12 protein-coding genes are annotated in these 19,544 nt (G+C 71.8%); 2 read left to right on the top strand and 10 right to left on the bottom strand.

All coding sequences use genetic code 11. The features are described 5' to 3' along the window. Positions 1-1,275 carry a uracil-xanthine permease family protein gene (locus tag ASG49_RS01665; protein ID WP_056536238.1) on the top strand — a complete coding sequence of 425 codons (1,275 nt, stop codon included), beginning with the start codon at positions 1-3 and terminating at the stop codon, positions 1,273-1,275. Between the two features lie 28 nt (positions 1,276-1,303). Here ASG49_RS01665 and ASG49_RS01660 read toward each other — a convergent pair whose 3' ends face one another. Genes ASG49_RS01660 through ASG49_RS01650 form a run of 3 tightly spaced genes read right to left on the bottom strand, consistent with a single transcriptional unit; the run spans position 1,304 to position 6,363 of the window. After that, the gene (locus ASG49_RS01660; protein ID WP_200936177.1) at positions 1,304-4,093 is read right to left on the bottom strand and encodes an FAD-binding and (Fe-S)-binding domain-containing protein; all 2,790 of its coding nucleotides are present in this window, start codon (positions 4,091-4,093) and stop codon (positions 1,304-1,306) included. Between the two features lie 50 nt (positions 4,094-4,143). Further along, positions 4,144-5,412 carry a hydroxyacid-oxoacid transhydrogenase gene (locus tag ASG49_RS01655; RefSeq protein ID WP_056536236.1) on the bottom strand — a complete coding sequence of 423 codons (1,269 nt, stop codon included), beginning with the start codon at positions 5,410-5,412 and terminating at the stop codon, positions 4,144-4,146. A 51-nt stretch (positions 5,413-5,463) separates the two neighbouring features. Continuing rightward, on the bottom strand, positions 5,464-6,363 hold the full coding sequence (locus ASG49_RS01650; protein WP_200936176.1) for an NUDIX domain-containing protein: 900 nt from the start codon (positions 6,361-6,363) through the stop codon (positions 5,464-5,466). 54 nt (positions 6,364-6,417) lie between these two features. Between ASG49_RS01650 and ASG49_RS01645 the strand changes: the two genes are divergently transcribed. Next, positions 6,418-7,518: an acyltransferase family protein gene (locus tag ASG49_RS01645; protein ID WP_056536233.1), complete on the top strand. Its 1,101-nt coding sequence runs from the start codon at positions 6,418-6,420 to the stop codon at positions 7,516-7,518. Here ASG49_RS01645 and ASG49_RS01640 read toward each other — a convergent pair. The 7 genes from ASG49_RS01640 to ASG49_RS01610 form a co-directional block, all read right to left on the bottom strand. Then, the gene (locus ASG49_RS01640; protein WP_056536230.1) at positions 7,439-8,263 is read right to left on the bottom strand and encodes a 1-acyl-sn-glycerol-3-phosphate acyltransferase; all 825 of its coding nucleotides are present in this window, start codon (positions 8,261-8,263) and stop codon (positions 7,439-7,441) included. The two genes, ASG49_RS01645 and ASG49_RS01640, sit on opposite strands and share 80 nt — an antisense overlap. Positions 8,264-8,273: 10 nt before the next feature. Next, positions 8,274-9,536 (bottom strand): geranylgeranyl reductase family protein, encoded by a 1,263-nt coding sequence (locus tag ASG49_RS01635; protein WP_056536228.1) that lies wholly within the window; start codon positions 9,534-9,536, stop codon positions 8,274-8,276. A 67-nt stretch (positions 9,537-9,603) separates the two neighbouring features. Then, the gene (locus ASG49_RS01630; RefSeq protein WP_056536225.1) at positions 9,604-10,218 is read right to left on the bottom strand and encodes a GrpB family protein; all 615 of its coding nucleotides are present in this window, start codon (positions 10,216-10,218) and stop codon (positions 9,604-9,606) included. A gap of 101 nt (positions 10,219-10,319) precedes the next feature. Further along, the gene (locus ASG49_RS01625) at positions 10,320-14,204 is read right to left on the bottom strand and encodes a DNA-directed RNA polymerase subunit beta' (RefSeq protein ID WP_056536222.1); all 3,885 of its coding nucleotides are present in this window, start codon (positions 14,202-14,204) and stop codon (positions 10,320-10,322) included. A gap of 97 nt (positions 14,205-14,301) precedes the next feature. Continuing rightward, positions 14,302-17,802, bottom strand: a complete 3,501-nt coding sequence (locus ASG49_RS01620) for a DNA-directed RNA polymerase subunit beta (RefSeq protein WP_211332383.1) — start codon at positions 17,800-17,802, stop codon at positions 14,302-14,304. A 249-nt stretch (positions 17,803-18,051) separates the two neighbouring features. Beyond that, positions 18,052-18,960: a J domain-containing protein gene (locus ASG49_RS01615; RefSeq protein ID WP_056536215.1), complete on the bottom strand. Its 909-nt coding sequence runs from the start codon at positions 18,958-18,960 to the stop codon at positions 18,052-18,054. Positions 18,961-18,968: 8 nt separating this feature from the next. Beyond that, positions 18,969-19,544 carry a hypothetical protein gene (locus tag ASG49_RS01610; protein WP_056536212.1) on the bottom strand — a complete coding sequence of 192 codons (576 nt, stop codon included), beginning with the start codon at positions 19,542-19,544 and terminating at the stop codon, positions 18,969-18,971.

Genomic DNA, 19,544 nt, shown 5'->3' with positions numbered 1-19,544 from the left:
ATGGCACTGACCTGGAAGCTGCACGGCGACGGCACCACCATCACCGAGGGCGAGATCGTCCGACCCGACGAGCGGCTCGCGTGGCCCGCGACGATCGGGCTCGGGCTGCAGCACGTGGTGGCGATGTTCGGGGCGACCTTCCTGGTGCCGGTGCTCACCGGCTTCCCGCCCACCACGACGCTGTTCTTCTCCGGCGTCGGCACCATCCTGTTCCTGCTGGTCACCCGCAACCGGCTGCCCAGCTACCTCGGCTCCTCGTTCGCCTTCCTCGCCCCGATCGGCGCGGCCACCGCGTCCGGCGGCCAGGGCGCAGCGCTGTTCGGCATCGTCGTGGTGGGCATCGTGCTGGCCCTGGTCGGGCTGGTCGTCACCGTGACCGGCACCGGCTGGATCGACGTGCTGATGCCGCCGGTCGTCGCCGGCGCGATCGTCGCGCTGATCGGCCTCAACCTGGCGCCGGCCGCCCGTGACAACTTCGTGCAGGCCCCGTGGGTGGCGGTGCTGACCCTGGCCGCGGTGCTGCTGTGGACCGTGGCCTTCCGCGGGTTGGTCGCCCGGCTCTCGATCTTCTTCGGCGTCGTCGTGGGCTACGTCGCCGCGGTGCTCGCCGGCCAGGTCGACTTCGCCCCGGTCGGCGAGGCCGCCTGGGTGGGCCTGCCCGACTTCGGCTCCCCCACCGTGGCGTGGTCGGTGCTGCCGGCGTTCCTGCCGGTCGTGCTGGTGCTCGTCGCCGAGAACGTCGGCCACGTGCGCAGCGTCGCCCACCTCGCCGACGAGTCCCTGAACGCGGAGACCGGGCGGGCGCTGCTCGCCGACGGCCTGGCGACCACGGTCGCCGGCCTGGGCGGCGGGTCCGGCACCACGACGTACGGCGAGAACATCGGGGTGATGGCTGCGACCAAGGTCTACTCCACCGCGGCGTACTGGGTGGCCGGCGCCTTCGCGATCGCCCTGGGCTTCCTGCCCAAGGTCGGCGCCCTGGTCAACACCGTCCCGCCGGGCGTGCTCGGCGGCGTCACCACCGCCCTCTACGGCCTGATCGGCGTCATCGGCGTGAAGATCTGGATCGACAACCGCGTCGACTTCTCCCGCCCGGTCAACCAGTTCACCGCCGCCACCGCCCTGGTCGTCGGCATCGCCAACTACACCTTCACCTCCGGCGACATCAGCCTCAACGGCATCGCGCTGGGCACCGTCGCCGCCATCGTCGTCTTCCACGTCATGTCGACCGTCGAGCGCCTCCGCTCCCCCGGTGAGCCGCGAGCCCGCACCTAGATCCGGCGCGCCGCCCGCCCGCTGGCCGTCAGCGCGGGGTGCCGCGGAGGAGCAGCTCGGCGAGGTGGAGGGCGGGGCGGTCGGCGAGGTCGTCGAGCTGGGTGCGGCAGGAGAAGCCGTCGGCGAGCACGAGGGCGTCCGGCCCCGCAGCCCGTACGGCGGGCAGCAGGTCGTGCTCGGCCACGGCGACGCTCGTCTCGTAGTGCCCGACCTCCACGCCGAAGTTGCCCGCCAGCCCGCAGCAACCGCCCACCCGCGTGACCGTCGCGCCGGTCTGCGCGAGCAGCGCGGCGTCGGTGGCCCAACCGACCACGGCGTGGTGGTGGCAGTGGGGCTGCGCGACGACCTCGACCCCGGTCAGGTCGGGCGGGGTCCAGCGGCCCTCGGCCACGAGCCCGGCCAGCAGCTCGGCGAGCGAGCGCAGCCCGGCCGCGACCTCGGCCGCGCGGGGGTCGTCGACGAGCTGGACGGCGTCCTCGCGCATCGCGGCCAGGCAGCTGGGCTCCAGGGCGACGACCTGGGCACCGGAGGCGACGTAGCGGTGCAGCGTGGCCACCGCTCCGGACACGATCCGGCGGGCCGCGGAGAGCTGGCCGGTGGTGATCCACGTCAGCCCGCAGCAGGCCGGGTCGGGGACGACCTCGACACGCAGCCCGGTGGAGCGGAGCAGCTCGAGGGCGGCGCGGCCGGTGTCGGCGGCGAACCGGTCGGTGAAGGAGTCGGCCCAGACCCACACGTCGACGGTCGGGTCCACGCCGTGGGCGTCCTCGGCGGGGCGGTCGGCCCGGCGTCCGGCCGGCGCGCGCAGCGGCCGCTCGGAGAAGTACGGCAGCGAGCGGCGCTGGTCGACCCCGGCGGCGGCCTTCGCGACCCGGGCGACGGTCCGGCTGCGCAGCATCGCGTTGGCCAGCCGCGGCGGTGTCATCCGGGCCCAGCGCGGCAGCTGCCCCAGGGCGTAGTGGGAGCGGGGGCGCAGCCGCCCGGCGTACTTCTGGGACAGCACCTCGGACTTGTAGGTCGCCATGTCGACGCCCGTGGGGCAGTCGCGGGCGCACCCCTTGCAGGACAGGCACAGGTCGAGGGCGTCGGCGACGGCGTCGCTGCGCACGTCGAGGGTGCCGTTGACGACGTCCTGCAGGACGTGGGCGCGGCCGCGGGTGGAGTCCTTCTCCTCCCGGGTGGCGAGGTACGACGGGCACATCACCCCGCCTCCGGCCGTGTTGTCCGCGACGCACTTGCCCACGCCCGTGCAGCGGTGCACGGCGTCGGTCAGCGACCCGCCGTCGTGGGTGAGCCGCAGGGTGGTCCGCAGCCCGGGCAGCGGCTGGGCGAGCCGCAGGTCGGCGTCGAAGGGGGCCGGGTCGACCAGCACGCCGGGGTTGAGCAGTCCGGTGGGGTCGAGCACCCGCTTGGCCTGCTCCATGAGCGCCATCGCCTGCGGGGAGTACATCTTGGGCAGCAGCTCCGAGCGCGCACGGCCGTCGCCGTGCTCGCCCGACATCGACCCGCCGTAGCCCGCGACCAGGTCGGCGGCCTGCTCGACGAACGCGCGGTAGCGGTCGCGGCCGCCGGCGTCCTCCAGCTCGAAGTCGATGCGCACGTGCACGCAGCCGTCGCCGAAGTGGCCGTAGGGCACGCCGTCGAGACGGCTCTCGCGCAGCAGCGCCTCGAACTCGCGCAGGTAGGCGCCGAGCTTCGCCGGGGGCACCGCGGCGTCCTCCCAGCCGGCCTGGGCCGGTCGGCTCAGCGAGCGGGCGGCGAGCCCGGCACCGTCCTCGCGGATCTTCCACAGCGCGGCCTGCTCGGCGGCGTCGCTGACCACGCGGAACGGCACCCCGGCGGTCCGGGCGACGGCGAGGGCCGCGGCCTCCACCTCGGCCACCGTCTCGCCGACGACCTCGGCGAACAGCCAGCCGCCGCCGACGGGGAGCTCGGGGTGGCCGGTGACCATGGCGACGATCCGCTCGCCGAGGCCCTCGCACGCCACCAGGTCGTGCTCGAGCAGGGCCGGGACGGCGTCGGCGGCCTCGGCCATGTCGGTGTAGGCCAGCACGGCCAGGGCGCGGTGGGGGGCGTCGCGCACCAGTCGCACGTGGGCGTCGAGCACGACCCCGAGGGTGCCCTCGGTGCCGGCCAGGAAGCGGTCGAAGCGGCGGCCCCGCTCGGGCAGCAGGTGCTCCATCGAGTAGCCCGAGACCTGACGGCCGAAGCGACCGAACTCGGTGCGGACGGTGGCCAGCTGCGCGTCGACGAGGTCGGTCAGCGCGGCGGGCGCGCCCCCCGTCGTGTCGGCCCGTACGACGCTCCCGTCGGCCAGCAGCACGGTCAGGCCCTCGACGTTGTCGACGGTGCGGCCGTAGCCGAGCGCCCGGGAGCCGCAGGCGTTGTTGCCGATCATCCCGCCGATCGTGCAACGGGTGTGGGTCGAGGGGTCGGGCCCGAAGCGCAGCCCGAGCGGCACCGCCTGCTTCTGCAGGATGGCGTGCACGGTGCCGGGCTGGACGTGGGCCACCCCGGCCTCGCGGTCGATGTCGAGCACCCGGTTGAGGTGCCGGGTGGTGTCGAGCACGATGCCGGCGCCGATCGCGTTGCCGGCGATCGAGGTGCCCGCCCCCCGCATCGTCAGGGGTACGCCGCTCTCCCGCGCGACCGCGAGCGTCGCCACGACCTCGTCGGTGTGGCGCGGCCGGACCACCACCCGGGGCGGGATCCGGTAGAGGCCGGCGTCGCTGGCGTAGAGGGTGCGGGTCAGGTCGGAGTCGTCGGCGTCGGTGACCCCGGCGGCCCGCAGCGCGAGGAGGAGGTCGCTGGTCGGCACGTGCCCGATTCTCGCACCCGCCGCCACGCCGACCCCCTCGGGCCGCGGCCTCACCAGTTCTCGAGCGACCCCCGCAAGATGGCGGCCGCGTCGTCCTCGGTGACCTCGCGGGGCGCGGTGGCCAGCAGCCGCTGCTGCTTCAGGGTGCCCTCGACCAGGGCGTCGACGTCGGCCTCGCCGTAGCCCACCGCGGCCAGGCCGTTGGGGATGGTGATGTCGCGCATCAGGTCGGCCAGCACCGAGGGAAGCGCCTCGGGGCCGCGGTCGTAGGAGTGGCCCGGGGCCAGCAGCTCCGCCGCCCGCAGGTGACGCTCGGGGGACGCCTCGAAGGTCCACCGGAACGCCGCGGGCGCGGTGAGCGACACGGCCATGCCGTGCGGCACCATCGCCTCGTCCTGGGGGTAGCCCTCGGGTCGGAAGTCCCGGACCCGGCCCGCGATCGGGTAGGCGTTGGCGTGCGGGATGTGGACGCCGGCGTTGCCGAACCCGATGCCGGCGAAGGTCGCGGCGAGCGCCATGTCGTGGCGGGCCTCGTCGTCCTCGCCGTGCTGCACCGCCCTCCGGAACGAGGTCGCCAGCAGCGACATCGCCTTCTCCGACCACAGGTCGGACATCGGGTTGGACCCGCAGTAGGGCACCCGCTGGTCGGGCTGCTTGCGCTCGTAGGAGGTGTAGGCGCGGGCGGTGTAGCTCTCCAGCGCGTGGCACAGGATGTCCATCCCCGCCGCCGAGGTGACCCCCGCCGGCTGGGTGCGGGTCAGCTCGGGGTCGACCACCGCGAGGGTCGGACGCAGCCGCGGGTGGCTGATGCCGGTCTTGACGTGCTGGTCGAGCACGTCGAGGACGCAGATGGTGGTCGACTCCGCACCGGTGCCCGTCGTCGTGGGCACGGCCACCAGCGGCTTGAGGGCGTGCCGCGGCGCACGCGCCCGGCCGACCGGGGCGTTGACGTAGTCCATCAGCTCGCCCTCGTTGGTGGTGAGCAGGTTGACGGCCTTGGCGGTGTCGATCGCCGAGCCGCCCCCGACGGCGACGAAGGCGTCCCACGGCCCGGTGTCCCTCGCGTGGGCGATGGCGAGCTCGAGGCTGGCGTCGGTCGGCTCGACGTGGACGCCGTCGAAGACGGCCGCCTCGATGCCGTACTGCGCCATCTGGTCGGCCACCCGCTGCGGGTGGCCGGTGGCGGCCACGCCCGCGTCGGTGATGACGAGCACCCGCTTCACGTCGTACTGGGAGAGGTCGTGACCGATCTCGTCGGACGCCCCCTCACCGAACTTCAGACCGGGTGCTCCGTAGGTGAAGATCGACTCAGCGCTCATGCCGGTCAACCTATGTGACGCAGGCGGCCCGGGGCTGCCCCTCGATGGCCCTCAGCGCAGGCCGAGCGCCTCGTGCACCAGCGGCCGCACGTCGAGCGAGCCGTCGACCAGGCGTTCCAGGGACACCCACGCCACGGCGTCGGTGGTGCCGTCCGGGTCCCGCACCGCAGGAGCCCCGTCACCTCCGGTCACAGTGGCCTCGAAGAGCACGTGCACCCCGTGGAAGTCCTCCTCGCGCCCCGAGGGCGCGGTGCCGGTGAAGTGCTCGTCGTGCAGGCCCAGCAGCCGGCCCACCTCGGCGGCCAGCCCGGTCTCCTCGGCGACCTCGCGCACCACCGCGTCGGCCGGGGACTCGCCGTGCTCGACGCCGCCCCCGGGCAGCGTCCACGCCCCGGGCCGCGGGCCGAGCGGGGAGTTGCGCGTCAGCAGCACCTCGCCGTCGCGCACCACCAGGGCGTACGCCGCCAGGCGCTGGCGTCGCGCCGCGCGGTGCTGGGCCAGTGCCCAGCGCACCATCGGCACCGTCGCCACCGCACCCGACTCGACGTCGGCGAGCGGGTGCCACCGGGCGTCGACGGTCGAGCCGTCGACCTCGACGACCCGGGGCTCGGGCGCGTCGGGCGCCACCCAGCCCTCGTAGACGATGCGGACCGAGTGCAGCTCGGCCGCCGGCTCACCGGGGTCCTTCAGCCCCCGCAGCGCGGAGTCGACGAGGGCCTCGGCCGAGACGGTGACGTCGAGGCCGGTCTCCTCGTGGACCTCGCGCACCACCGCGTCGCGCGGGTGCTCGCCGAAGTCGATGCCGCCACCGGGCAGGGTCCACCGCTCGGTCGGGGCCAGGTAGGGGGCCAGCCGGGAGAGCAGCACGTCGCCGTCGCGCACCACCACGGCGTACGCCGCGACGCGCTGTCGCTGCACCGGGGCAGGGCCGCGGGCCGTGGGGTCGGACACGTTCGGAGTGTAGACAAGGCGATGGGACCCTCATGAAACCGGTACCGTCGGCGCGTGCACGACGCCGGACCCCAGACCCAGACGCGCCCCACCCCGCCCCCGGCGGCCACGAAGCAGCGCGACCCCTGGTTCGACAACGCCAAGATGCTGCTGGTCGTGCTGGTCGTGGTGGGCCACGCGTGGACGCTGCTGCCCCTCTTCGACGGCGACGCGGGCAGCGACACGGCGAAGTTCTACGACAGCTGGACCTACCACTTCCTCTACGCCTGGCACATCCCGGCGTTCGTGATCGTCACCGGCTACCTGTCGCGGTCGTTCGCCTGGACGCGGGCCCGGATGTGGTCGCTGGTCACCACCGTCGCCCTGCCCTACGTGGTCTTCGAGGGGCTGCTGGTGTGGTTCCGGCACGAGTTCGGGGGCGTGGAGTTCGAGCGCATCTGGGCCAACCCGCACTGGCCGATGTGGTACCTCTCGGCGCTGTTCTTCTGGCGGCTCTCGGTGCCGCTCTTCCAGCGCCTGCCCGCCAAGGTGGTCGTCGCCACGGCGATCAGCCTCGCCGCCGGCCTGTTCGCCACCGACGTGCTCGACAACGCCCGCATCCTGGGCCTGCTGCCCTTCTTCGTGCTGGGCCTGAAGATGCACGAGGGCCACTGGAACCTGCTGCGCACCCGCCGGGCCCGCTGGTACGGCGTCGCGGTGCTGCTGCTGATGGCGGTGGCCGCCCGCTGGGCCGGTGGGCTGCTGGAGACCGAGTGGTTCTACTACCGCACCCGCTACGACGCCCTCGACCCCGACAACGTCCGCGCCTTCGTGATCCGGATGTCGATGCTGCTCAGCGGCCTCGTCGGCGCCTTCGCGTTCTTCGCCGTGGTGCCGCGGACCCGCACGTGGTTCTCGGCCCTGGGCGGAGCCACGCTGGTGGTGTACCTCTACCACGGCTTCGTCGTGCTCGGCGCGGAGTTCCTCGGCTACAAGGGCTGGGCCGCCGGCCACTGGCCGCTGTCGCTGCTGCTCACCACCGTCGTCGCCGTCGGCCTCGCGGTGCTGCTCGCCTGGGGGCCGGTCTCGAGCCGGCTCAACCTGCTGGTGGACCCGGTGGGGTCGTGGCAGCGGGCACGTCGTAGGCGTCGAGATCGGGACCCCAGCTCGGCCTGACCGCCGCGAAGGGCACCTCGTCCAGGTGCACCGCGCGCTGCCGGGTGGGGGCGTCGCCCCCCAGGTGGTGCGGGTGCCACACCGCCGGCACCCCGGGCTCCGGACGGTGGTGCGGCAGCAGCTGGAGCCCCTCGAGCAGACCGGTCAGGGCGTGGCCGAGGTCGTGGGTGCGGGCGGTGAGGTCGTCGTCGGGCGCCACCGCGAGCGGCCTGCCGAAGGCCAGGTCGACCCGGCGGCCGCGCGACCAGTCCGGGGGCGGCGCGGGGTCGCCGACGGAGAGGAACCGCTGGGTCCCCCACACCCCCACCGGCACGAGCGGCACGCCGGTCTCGCGCGCCAGCGCCACCAGGCCGCGCATCAGCGGGCGCACGGTGTAGGAGTAGGAGATCCCCGCCTCGGGGAAGCCGCACACCGCCTCGCCGCGGCACAGCAGCGCGCGGGCCCGCACGTAGGCGTGCGCCGGCACCCGCCGGTCCACCGGCACGTGCCCCATCCGGTCCATCCACCAGCCGGCGCCGGGCACCTCCCAGACGTCGTGCCGGGTCAGGAACCGCACCAGCCGACCGCGCGTCACCGCCGCCCGCTCCACGAACAGGAAGTCGGGGAAGGCGACGTGGGTGGCCGCCAGCAGCACCGGGCCGGTGCGCGGCACGTGCTCGGCGCCGGTCCACCGCACGTCGACACGCAGCCCCCGCAGGGCGGTGCGACCCACCGCGTTGACGAAGCGGTACGCCGCGTCGGCCACGTCCGCGACCTCAGCTGAAGGGCGGCCGGTGGTCGAGCGCCACCGAGCGGCGCCCCGCCCAGCGCCACACCCGGGCGGCGCGGTCGCGGTCCTCGTCGGTGACCAGGTTGCCCATCCACCGCAGCGCCAGCGTCATCAGCCAGTCCGAGCGCATCCCGGCCGGACCGAAGGTGGGCAGGACCCGCGGCACGGTCACCAGCCCGGCCAGCCGGCGGGCGATGGAGAACGCCTCGCCGTAGTGCTCGCGCAGCAGGTCGGGCCACGCCTGCTCGAGGTCGGCGCCCTCGACAAGCAGGTCGACCACCAGTCGGCCACCCTCGAGGCCGTAGTCGATGCCCTCGCCGTTGAGCGGGTTCACGCAGCCGGCGGCGTCGCCGACCAGCGCCCAGTTGGGCCCGGCGACGCGCGAGACCGCGCCCCCCATCGGCAGCAGCGCCGAGGTGGGGGCGCGCAGCTCGCCGGTGATGCCGAACTCCTCGCGCCGCTCGTCGGCGTAGAACTGCATCAGCGGCCGCAGCGCCACGTCGGCCGGCCGCTTGGAGGTCGCCAGGGTGCCGACGCCGACGTTGATCTGGCCGTCGCCCAGCGGGAAGATCCAGCCGTAGCCGGAGAGGATCTCGCCGTCGACGCCCCGCAGCTCGAGGTGGCTGGAGATCCACGGGTCCTCGGAGGCCGTCGAGTCGACGTACGCCCTCGCGGCGACGCCGTAGACGGTGTCGCGGTGCCACTCGCGCCCCAGCAGCTTGCCCAGCGGGGAGCGCACGCCGTCGGCGACCACGAGCCGGCGGCAGCCGATCTCGACCCGCTCCCCCGCCCCCTCGGTGCCGCGGGCGCGCTCGAGCACCACCCCCGTGACGCGGCCGCCCTCGCGCCGCACGTCCACGGCCCGGAGACCGTCGAGGCCGTGCGCACCGGCCTTGATCGCGGTGGTCCGGAGGTGGTCGTCGAGCTCGGTGCGGGCCACGGCCGAGCCGTAGGCCGGCAGCGTGCCGCCCGGCCACGGCAGCAGCAGCGTCTGACCGAAGCCGTGGGCGCGCAGGCCGTGGTTGACGGTGTGCGAGCGCACCCACTCACCGAGCCCGAGCCGCTCCAGCTCGCCGATCGCGCGCGGCGTCAGTCCGTCGCCGCAGGTCTTGTCGCGGGGGAAGACGGCCGCGTCGACCAGGACGACGTCGAGCCCGGCCCGGGCGGCCCAGGCCGCGGCCGCCGATCCCGCGGGTCCGGCCCCCACCACGAGGACGTCGGTCTCGGCGGGGACGGGGGCGAGGCTCACCCCTCCATTCTCGCAACCTGCTGGTGAGGAGGCGCCACGGGGATGCGGCGTACGCCGCTGCGGGGGCTCAGGGGGCCGGGAGCAGGCCGAGCGCGACGAAGGCGCGGTCGTAGATGTCGCGGACCACGGCCTGCTTGCGGGCGTTGTAGTCCATCGAGTGTCCGCCGACCGCCGCGGTGTCGCGGGACGCCTGCTGCTTGGCCGCTTCGTAGAGCGCCCGCTCCTCGGGGACCTCGCGCAGCCGGTCCCGGAAGATCCGGTGCCGCACCGGCTCCACCGCGTCGGGCCCGAAGACGTGGACGTGGCAGGCGGGCTCCGCCCCGCGCAGGCACCGGTGCTCCTGCCACCAGGGCTCGCGCACGACCAGCACGAGACCGGTGCGCTCGAGGTCGGGCAGCCAGGCCGCCTCGTCGGCCGGGTCGGCCACGACCAGGTCGACGTCGATGACCGGCTTGGCCGCGAGGCCGGGCACCGCCGTGGAGCCCACGTGCTCCACGCGCAGCGCCCGGTCACCCAGGGCGCCCACCAGGCGCGTGCGCAGCCCCTGGAACACCTCGGGCCAGGAGGGGTCGGCGGCCACCACCTCGACGTCGGGCGCCGGTCCCGTCCCCGCGAGGTAGGGGTCGCGTCCCGGCGGCGCCACGACGTCGTGGTGGGCGGTGATCTCCTCGGCGCTCGGCACAGGCCCAGCCTAGGACCGCCGCGCCGCCCGCCCCCGGGTACGCCGAACGGCCCCCGGCGGTGTGCCGGGGGCCGTTCGGGTGGAGCAGGTCCGGTCTCGCCTCAGTTCTGGTAGGAACCGAAGTCGAAGTCGTCGAGCGCGACGGTCTGGCTGGCGCCACCACCGAAGTAGTCGTCGCCGTAGTTGTCGTAGCCCGTGACGGCGTACGCCGCGGCGCGCGCCTCCTCGGTCGGCTCCACCCGGATGTTGCGGTACCGCTCGAGGCCGGTGCCCGCCGGGATCAGCTTGCCGATGATCACGTTCTCCTTCAGACCCAGCAGCGAGTCCGACTTGCCGTTGATCGCGGCGTCGGTGAGCACCCGGGTGGTCTCCTGGAAGGAGGCCGCCGAGAGCCACGACTCGGTCGCGAGCGAGGCCTTGGTGATGCCCATCAGGACCGGACGACCCGAGGCGGGCTTGATGCCCTCGGAGACCGCGCGGCGGTTCTCCTCCTCGTAGCGCACCCGGTCGACGAGGTCGGACGGGAGCAGCTTGGTGTCACCGGACTCGATCACCGTGACCCGGCGCAGCATCTGCCGGACGATGATCTCGATGTGCTTGTCGTGGATCGACACGCCCTGGCTGCGGTACACGCGCTGCACCTCGGCCACCAGGTGCTCCTGGGCCTTGCGGACACCCAGGATGCGCAGCACCTCCTGCGGGTCGGGCGTGCCCTGCGTGATCTGCTCGCCGACCTCGATGTGGTCGCCGTCGCCGACCAGCAGGCGCGAGCGCTTGCTGACGGGGTACTCCTGCACCTCCGAGCCGTCGTCGGGGGTGAGCAGCACCTTGCGGGACTTGTCGGTGTCCTCGATCTCGATGCGACCCGCGGACTCGGCGATGGGCGCCTTGCCCTTGGGCTGACGGGCCTCGAAGAGCTCGACCACGCGGGGCAGGCCCTGCGTGATGTCGTCCGCGGAGGCCACACCACCGGTGTGGAAGGTGCGCATCGTCAGCTGCGTGCCGGGCTCACCGATGGACTGCGCCGCGATGATGCCGACGGCCTCGCCGATGTCGACCAGCTTGCCGGTGGCCAGCGAGCGGCCGTAGCACTTGGCACAGGTGCCGGTGCGGGCGTCGCAGGTCAGCACGGAGCGGACCTTGACCGTCTCGATGCCGGCCGCGACCAGCTCCTCGATCTTGATGTCACCCAGGTCCTCGCCGGCTCCGGCGAGCACCGCCCCGGTCTCGGGGTGGGTGATCTCGACCGCCGCGGCCCGGGCGTACGCCGAGGTCTCGGCGTTGTCGTCCTTGCGGACCACGCCGTCCTCGCCCCGGACACCGATGACCTTGGGCATGCCGCGCTCGGTGCCGCAGTCGTCCTCACGGATGATCACGTCCTGCGAGACGTCCACCAGACGACGGGTCAGGTAGCCCGAGTCGGCGGTGCGCAGCGCGGTGTCGGCCAGGCCCTTGCGGGCACCGTGGGTGGAGATGAAGTACTCCAGGACCGAGAGGCCCTCACGGAAGTTGGCCTTGATCGGACGCGGGATGATGTCGCCCTTGGGGTTGGCCACCAGACCACGCATGGCCGCGACCTGACGCATCTGCATCATGTTTCCGGACGCACCCGAGTCGACCATCATGTAGATCGGGTTCTTCTTGTCGAAGTTGGCCTCCATGGCCTTCGCGACCTCGTTGGAGGCCTGCGTCCAGATCTCGATGAGCTCCTGGCGACGCTCGTCGTCGGTGATCAGGCCCAGCTCGGCCTGCTGCTGCACCTTGGCGGCCTTGGCGTCGTACTTGGCGAGGATCTCCGGCTTGTTGGCCGGGGTCACCACGTCCTCGATCGACACGGTCACGCCCGAGCGGGTCGCCCACGCGAAGCCGGCGTCCTTGAGGGCGTCGAGGCTGTTGGCCACCTCGACCTTGGTGTAGCGCTCGGCCAGGTTGTTCACGATCCGGCCCAGCTCGCGCTTGCCGACGCCGAACTCGACGTACTCGTAGTTGCTCGGCAGGGTCTCGTTGAACAGCGCGCGGCCCAGGGTGGTGTCGAGCACGACGGAGTCGCCCTCGGTCCAGCCCTCGGGCAGCTCGGCGCCGGCCGGGGGCACGACGCCCTCGAGCCGGATCTTGACCTTGGACTGGATCTTGATCTCGCCCTTGTCCAGCGCCATCACGGCCTCGCCGATGGAGGAGAACGACCGGCCATCGCCGACCGCGCCCTCGTCGGCCCGGGTCAGGAAGAAGATGCCGATGATCATGTCCTGGGTCGGCATCGTGACCGGGCGGCCGTCGGACGGCTTGAGGATGTTGTTGGTCGACAGCATCAGGATCCGGGCCTCGGCCTGCGCCTCGGCCGACAGCGGCAGGTGCACCGCCATCTGGTCACCGTCGAAGTCGGCGTTGAACGCCGAGCACACGAGCGGGTGGATCTGGATGGCCTTGCCCTCGATCAGCTGCGGCTCGAAGGCCTGGATGCCGAGGCGGTGCAGCGTGGGTGCACGGTTCAAGAGCACCGGGTGCTCGGCGATGACCTCCTCCAGCACGTCCCAGACCTCGGGGCGCACGGCGCGCTCGACCATCCGCTTGGCGGACTTGATGTTCTGCGCGTGGGAGAGGTCGACGAGCCGCTTCATCACGAAGGGCTTGAACAGCTCGATCGCCATGTACTTCGGCAGACCGCACTGGTGCAGCTTCAGCTGCGGGCCCGACACGATGACCGAACGGCCCGAGTAGTCGACGCGCTTGCCGAGCAGGTTCTGGCGGAAGCGACCCTGCTTGCCCTTGAGCATGTCCGACAGCGACTTCAGCGGCCGGTTGCCCGGGCCGGTGACCGGACGACCACGACGGCCGTTGTCGAACAGCGAGTCGACGGCCTCCTGGAGCATCCGCTTCTCGTTGTTGACGATGATCTCGGGCGCGCCGAGGTCGAGCAGCCGCTTGAGCCGGTTGTTGCGGTTGATCACGCGGCGGTACAGGTCGTTGAGGTCGGAGGTCGCGAAGCGGCCACCGTCGAGCTGCACCATCGGGCGCAGGTCCGGCGGGATCACGGGGACGGCGTCGAGCACCATGCCCATGGGCGAGTTGCCGGTCTTGCGGAAGGCGTCGACCACCTTGAGGCGCTTGAGCGCGCGGACCTTCTTCTGGCCCTTGCCGGTCGCGATCGTCTCGCGGAGGTTCTCGACCTCCTGCGGGATGTCGAAGCTCTCCAGGCGCTTCTGGATCGCCGTGGCTCCCATGTAGCCCTCGAAGTACTTGCCGAACCAGTTGTTCATCTCGCGGTAGAGCATCTCGTCGCCCATGAGGTCCTGGACCTTGAGGTTCTTGAAGGTGTTCCAGACCTCCTCCAGGCGCGCGAGCTCGGCGTCGGAGCGCTTGCGGACCGCGGCCATCTCGCGCTCGGCGCCGTCCTTGACCTTGCGCTTGGCGTCGGCCTTGGCGCCCTCCTCCTCGAGCGCGGCGAGGTCGGACTCCAGCTTCTGGCTCCGCTCCTCGATCTGCACGTCGCGGCGGTTCTCCAGGCTCTTGCGCTGCAGCCCGATCTTGCCCTCGAGGTCGGAGAGGTCGCGGTGACGCGCCTCCTCGTCCACGCTGGTGATCATGTAGGCGGCGAAGTAGATGACCTTCTCGAGGTCCTTCGGCGCCAGGTCGAGCAGGTAGCCGAGCCGGCTCGGGACACCCTTGAAGTACCAGATGTGGGTGACCGGGGCGGCCAGCTCGATGTGGCCCATGCGCTCGCGGCGCACCTTGGACCGGGTCACCTCGACGCCGCAGCGCTCGCAGATGATGCCCTTGAAGCGCACGCGCTTGTACTTGCCGCAGTAGCACTCCCAGTCCCGGGTGGGACCGAAGATCTTCTCGCAGAAGAGGCCGTCACGCTCGGGCTTGAGCGTGCGGTAGTTGATGGTTTCGGGCTTCTTGACCTCGCCGTGGCTCCACCCGCGGATCTCGTCCGCGGTGGCCAGGCCGATCTTGAGCTGGTCGAAGAAATTTACGTCGAGCACAGTGGCTGCTTTCCCTCGTTAGGAAGAACTATTTGGATCGTGACGGGGGTCGGAGGCGGGGGCGGCGCGACCTCGCGGGCGCGCCGACCCCCGACCCTCAGACCTCTTCGACCGAGCTGGGCTCGCGCCGGGACAGGTCGATGCCGAGCTCCTCGGCGGCGCGGAAGACGTCCTCCTCCGCGTCGCGCATCTCGATCGCGGAGCCGTCCTGGGACAGCACCTCGACGTTGAGGCAGAGCGACTGCATCTCCTTGACGAGCACCTTGAACGACTCGGGGATGCCCGAGTCGGGGATGTTCTCGCCCTTCACGATCGCCTCGTAGACCTTGACGCGACCAGGCACGTCGTCGGACTTGATGGTGAGCAGCTCCTGCAGCGCGTAGGCCGCGCCGTAGGCCTCCATCGCCCAGACCTCCATCTCACCGAAGCGCTGGCCACCGAACTGGGCCTTACCGCCGAGCGGCTGCTGGGTGATCATCGAGTAGGGACCCGTCGAGCGTGCGTGGATCTTGTCGTCGACGAGGTGGTGGAGCTTGAGGATGTACATGTAGCCCACCGAGACCGGGTCGGGGAAGGGCTCCCCGGAGCGGCCGTCGAACAGGCTCGCCTTGCCGCTCTCGCCGACCATCCGCACACCGTCGCGGTTGGGGATGCTCGAGCCGAGCAGCCCGACGATCTCGTCCTCGCGCGCACCGTCGAAGACCGGGGTCGCGACGTTGGTGTCGGCCTCCGCCTTCTCCGCGTGGATCTTGATCAGCCGCTGCTTCCAGTCGGCCGACTGGTCCTCGCCGGAGAGGTCGAGGTCCCAGCCCTGCTTGGCCAGCCACCCCAGGTGGAGCTCGAGGATCTGACCGATGTTCATCCGTCGCGGGACGCCCAGCGGGTTCAGGATCACGTCGACCGGGGTGCCGTCCTCCATGAACGGCATGTCCTCGATCGGCAGGATCTTGGCGATGACGCCCTTGTTGCCGTGGCGACCGGCGAGCTTGTCGCCCACCGAGATCTTCCGCTTCTGGGCGACGTAGACGCGCACCAGCTGGTTGACGCCCGGGGGCAGCTCGTCGCCGTCCTCGCGGTTGAACTCGCGGACGCCGATGACGGTGCCGGACTCGCCGTGCGGGACCTTCATCGAGGTGTCGCGCACCTCGCGCGCCTTCTCGCCGAAGATCGCGCGCAGCAGGCGCTCCTCGGGGGTCAGCTCGGTCTCGCCCTTGGGGGTCACCTTGCCGACGAGGATGTCACCGGTGGTGACCTCCGCGCCGACGCGGATGATGCCCCGCTCGTCGAGGTCGGCCAGCACGTCGTCGGAGACGTTGGGGATGTCCCGCGTGATCTCCTCCGGGCCGAGCTTGGTGTCGCGGGCGTCGACCTCGTGCTCCTCGATGTGGATCGAGGTGAGGACGTCCTCCTGCACCAGGCGCTGGGAGAGGATGATCGCGTCCTCGTAGTTGTGGCCCTGCCAGGGCATGAAGGCGACGAGCAGGTTGGTGCCCAGCGCCATCTCGCCCTCGTCGGTGCACGGACCGTCGGCGATCGGGGACCCGACCTCGACGCGCTCGCCCTCGGCGACCAGGGGACGCTGGTTGATGCAGGTGCCCTGGTTGGAGCGGGTGAACTTCAGCAGGCGGTAGGACTTGTCGCCGCCCTCGTCGGTCATGATCACGACCTCCTCGGCCGAGACCTCCTTGACCACGCCGGCCACGTCGCTGGTGACGACGTCACCGGCGTCGACGGCCGCACGGAACTCCATGCCGGTGCCGACCAGGGGCGCGTCGCTCTTGATGAGCGGCACGGCCTGGCGCTGCATGTTGGCGCCCATGAGCGCGCGGTTGGCGTCGTCGTGCTCGAGGAACGGGATCAGCGCGGTCGCGACCGACACCATCTGGCGCGGCGAGACGTCCATGTACTCGACCTCGTCGCGCGGGATGTCGACGGCCTCACCACCACGGGTGCGGACCAGGACGCGCTCGTCGATGAGGTTGTCGTCGTCGTCGAGGCGCGCGTTGGCCTGCGCGATGACCTTGGAGTCCTCCTCGTCGGCGGTGAGGTGGTGGATCTCGTTGGTCACCGAGCCGTTCTTGACCACCCGGTAGGGGGTCTCCACGAACCCGAACGGGTTGATCCGGCCGTAGGAGGCCAGCGACCCGATCAGGCCGATGTTCGGGCCCTCCGGGGTCTCGATCGGGCACATGCGGCCGTAGTGGGAGGGGTGCACGTCGCGCACGTCCATCTGGGCGCGGTCACGCGAGATGCCGCCCGGGCCCAGCGCCGAGAGTCGACGCTTGTGGGTCAGACCGGCGATCGGATTGGTCTGGTCCATGAACTGCGAGAGCTGCGAGGTGCCGAAGAACTCCTTCAGCGCCGCGACCACGGGGCGGATGTTGATCAGGGACTGCGGCGTGATGGCCTCGACGTCCTGGGTCGTCATCCGCTCGCGGACCACCCGCTCCATCCGGGCCAGGCCGGTGCGGAGCTGGTTCTGGATGAGCTCGCCGACGGTGCGCATCCGGCGGTTGCCGAAGTGGTCGATGTCGTCCGCGCGGACCTCGATCGACTCGTCGTGCAGGTCCTTGATCTCCGCGCCGGATGCGTCGACCAGGTTCTCCTTGCCGGCGTGGAGCTCGACGATGAAGCGGATCGTGGCCACGATGTCGTCGATGGTCAGCTGCTGGCTGTCGAAGGCCTCGTGCGTGCCGAGCTTCTTGTTGATCTTGTAGCGACCGACCTTGGCCAGGTCGTAGCGCTTGGGGTTGAAGTAGTAGTTCTGCAGCAGCGTCTGGGCCGCCTCGCGCGTGGGCGGCTCACCCGGGCGCAGCTTGCGGTAGATGTCGAGCAGCGCGTCGTCCTGGCCCTCGGTGTTGTCCTTCTCGAGGGTGAGCATCATCGACTCGTACTCGCCGAACTCCTCGCGGATCTGCTCGTTGGTCCAGCCGAGTGCCTTGAGCAGCACGGTGACGTTCTGCTTGCGCTTGCGGTCCAGGCGGACGCCGACGAGGTCGCGCTTGTCGACCTCGAACTCCAGCCAGGCACCGCGCGAGGGGATCACCTTCGCGGTGAAGATGTCCTTGTCGGACGTCTTGTCGGCCGAGCGCTCGAAGTAGACGCCGGGCGAGCGGACGAGCTGCGAGACCACGACGCGCTCGGTGCCGTTGATGATGAAGGTGCCCTTGCGGGTCATCATCGGGAAGTCGCCCATGAAGACCGTCTGGCCCTTGATCTCACCGGTCTCGCCGTTGGTGAACTCGGCGGAGACGTAGAGGGGGCGGGAGTAGGTGAAGTCCTTCTCCTTGCACTCCTCCTCGGTGTACTTCGGGTCGAGGAAGACCGGGTTCTCGAACGAGAGCGACATCGTCTCGGAGAAGTCCTCGATCGGGGAGATCTCCTCGAAGATCTCGTGCAGGCCCGACTTCTCGGACACCTGCTCGCCGGCGGCGCGACGCTCGGCGACCTGCTGCTCCCACTTCTCGTTGCCGACGAGCCAGTCGAAGCTGTCGGTCTGCAGCGCGAGGAGCTGCGGGACCTCCAGGGGCTCGGAGATCTTGGCGAAGGAGATGCGGCGGGGGGTCTTGATGGTGGACTTGGGGCGCTTGGCGGCCAAGAGGGGTCCTTCCGGGCTCACGAATGAGTGGCGCCCAGTCCCCCCACGAGCCGGCCACCGGACAGGCAGGACGCATCTGAGGGAGGGCGCAAAGAGTCAGGCTACAACACGGACCCAGGCACCCTCAACCTCGGGTGCCCTCGCGCTCGGCTCGGGACCCGTCCACCACGACGCTCGCGCGACGCGGTGGCGACACGCTACCCCGTCCCCGCCCGGATGGGGAGCACTCCCCGTCCGATCGGTGGAGAGTCAGTAGCTGCGGAGGTTGCTGACCAGCCAGCGGCCGTCGACGTCCTGCATCGTCATCTGCACCCGGTTCTGGAAGATCTGGGGGTCCGCCCCCTCCTTCTCCGAGACCTGGTTGACGAAGACCAGGACCCGCGCGGTGCGGCCCGAGGAGCTGATGTCGACCACGCCCGAGCTCTCGACGCTGGCCTTGACCACGGCCTTGCTCTGCACGGCCGGCCCGGCGGTGCCGTCGGGCTGCTTCTCCAGCAGCGTGAAGTTGTCGAGGTACTGCTTCTTGAAGCCGCCCGTGAGGTAGCGCGAGGCGCGCTGCCGGTCCTCCGGGAGCGTGCGGTAGTCGTAGGAGAGCATCGCCGCGGCCGCGCGCTCGGCGGACGCCGGCGCCTCCGCCCGCGCGTCCTGGGCGACCGCGGCGTCCTGGACCCGCAGCCCCACCAGCACCGCGGCCGTGACGGCCGCGACCGCGAGCAGCGCCAGGACGACGAGGACAGCCGTGCTGCGGGCCGGGGCGGCGAGGAACCCCGGGACGCGGGACCTGCGCGGCTCGGCGGCCGTCGTGGCTGCGGTCCCGCGTCGCCGGGCCGGCCTGCGCGGGCCGCGCGGCGCCGGGGCCGGCTCCGAGGTCCGGTCGGTCACGGGTGCGGGCGTCGTCCCCGTCCCCACCGCGGCGTCGGGGCCGCCGTCGAGCGTGGCGTCGTACGCCGCCCGCCGCTCGGGGTCGAGCAGCACGTCGGCCGCGTCGTTGAACATGCGGAACTGGCCCGCGCCGCTGCCGGGCTCGAACTTGTCGGTCGCCTCACGCCACGCCTGCTTGATGGCCACCGCGGAGGCGTCGCGCGGGACGCCGAGGACGTCGTACCACGTGGGGCTGGTGCCGGGACCGGCGCTGGGTCCGGAGAGCGAGGAGGTCACCACGGCTCCTAGTTGACCGGGGTGAAGTCGTCGACGCGCCACTCGCCGTCGACCTTCACCAGGTCGACCGACCAGCGGTAGTGGTGCTCGATGTCGCCCTGGGTGGTCGTCACGTCGGCGTCGTGGGCCACGAGCACGGTGGCCGAGTCGGCGTCGATGTCGGCGATGCCCCGCTGCAGCACCTCGCCCTTGCCCTTGACCTTGGCGGCGGCGTAGGACTGCTTCATCGCGTCGAACGTCTTGACGTTCTCGGTCCTCGCCTTGGTGGTCAGCATGGCGTTGATGCCCTTGACGTAGCCGTCGAGGTCGGTGCCGTCGACGGTGTCCATGCGCAACGCGAACTGCTCGGCGACGTCGAGGGCGTCGCGTCGCTCGGAGTCCACCGGGACCGAGGAGCCGGCGGTGGGCCGGAACGGCTCGGTGGTCGGGTGCTGCAGCCGGTAGGTGAGGTAGCCGACGGCGACGAGCCCGAGCACCAGGACCGTGCCCAGCACGGCGGTGAGCACGACGCGCCAGCGCGCGGGCGGGCGCGCGACGGTCTCCGTGGCGGGACCCGTGGTCGCGCCGGTGTCAGGATCGGACAA

This window comes from Marmoricola sp. Leaf446 (assembly GCF_001424755.1).
Lineage (GTDB): Bacteria > Actinomycetota > Actinomycetes > Propionibacteriales > Nocardioidaceae > Marmoricola.
Note: the sequence above shows the minus strand (reverse complement) of the source record. Positions and strands in the feature narration are given on the sequence as shown.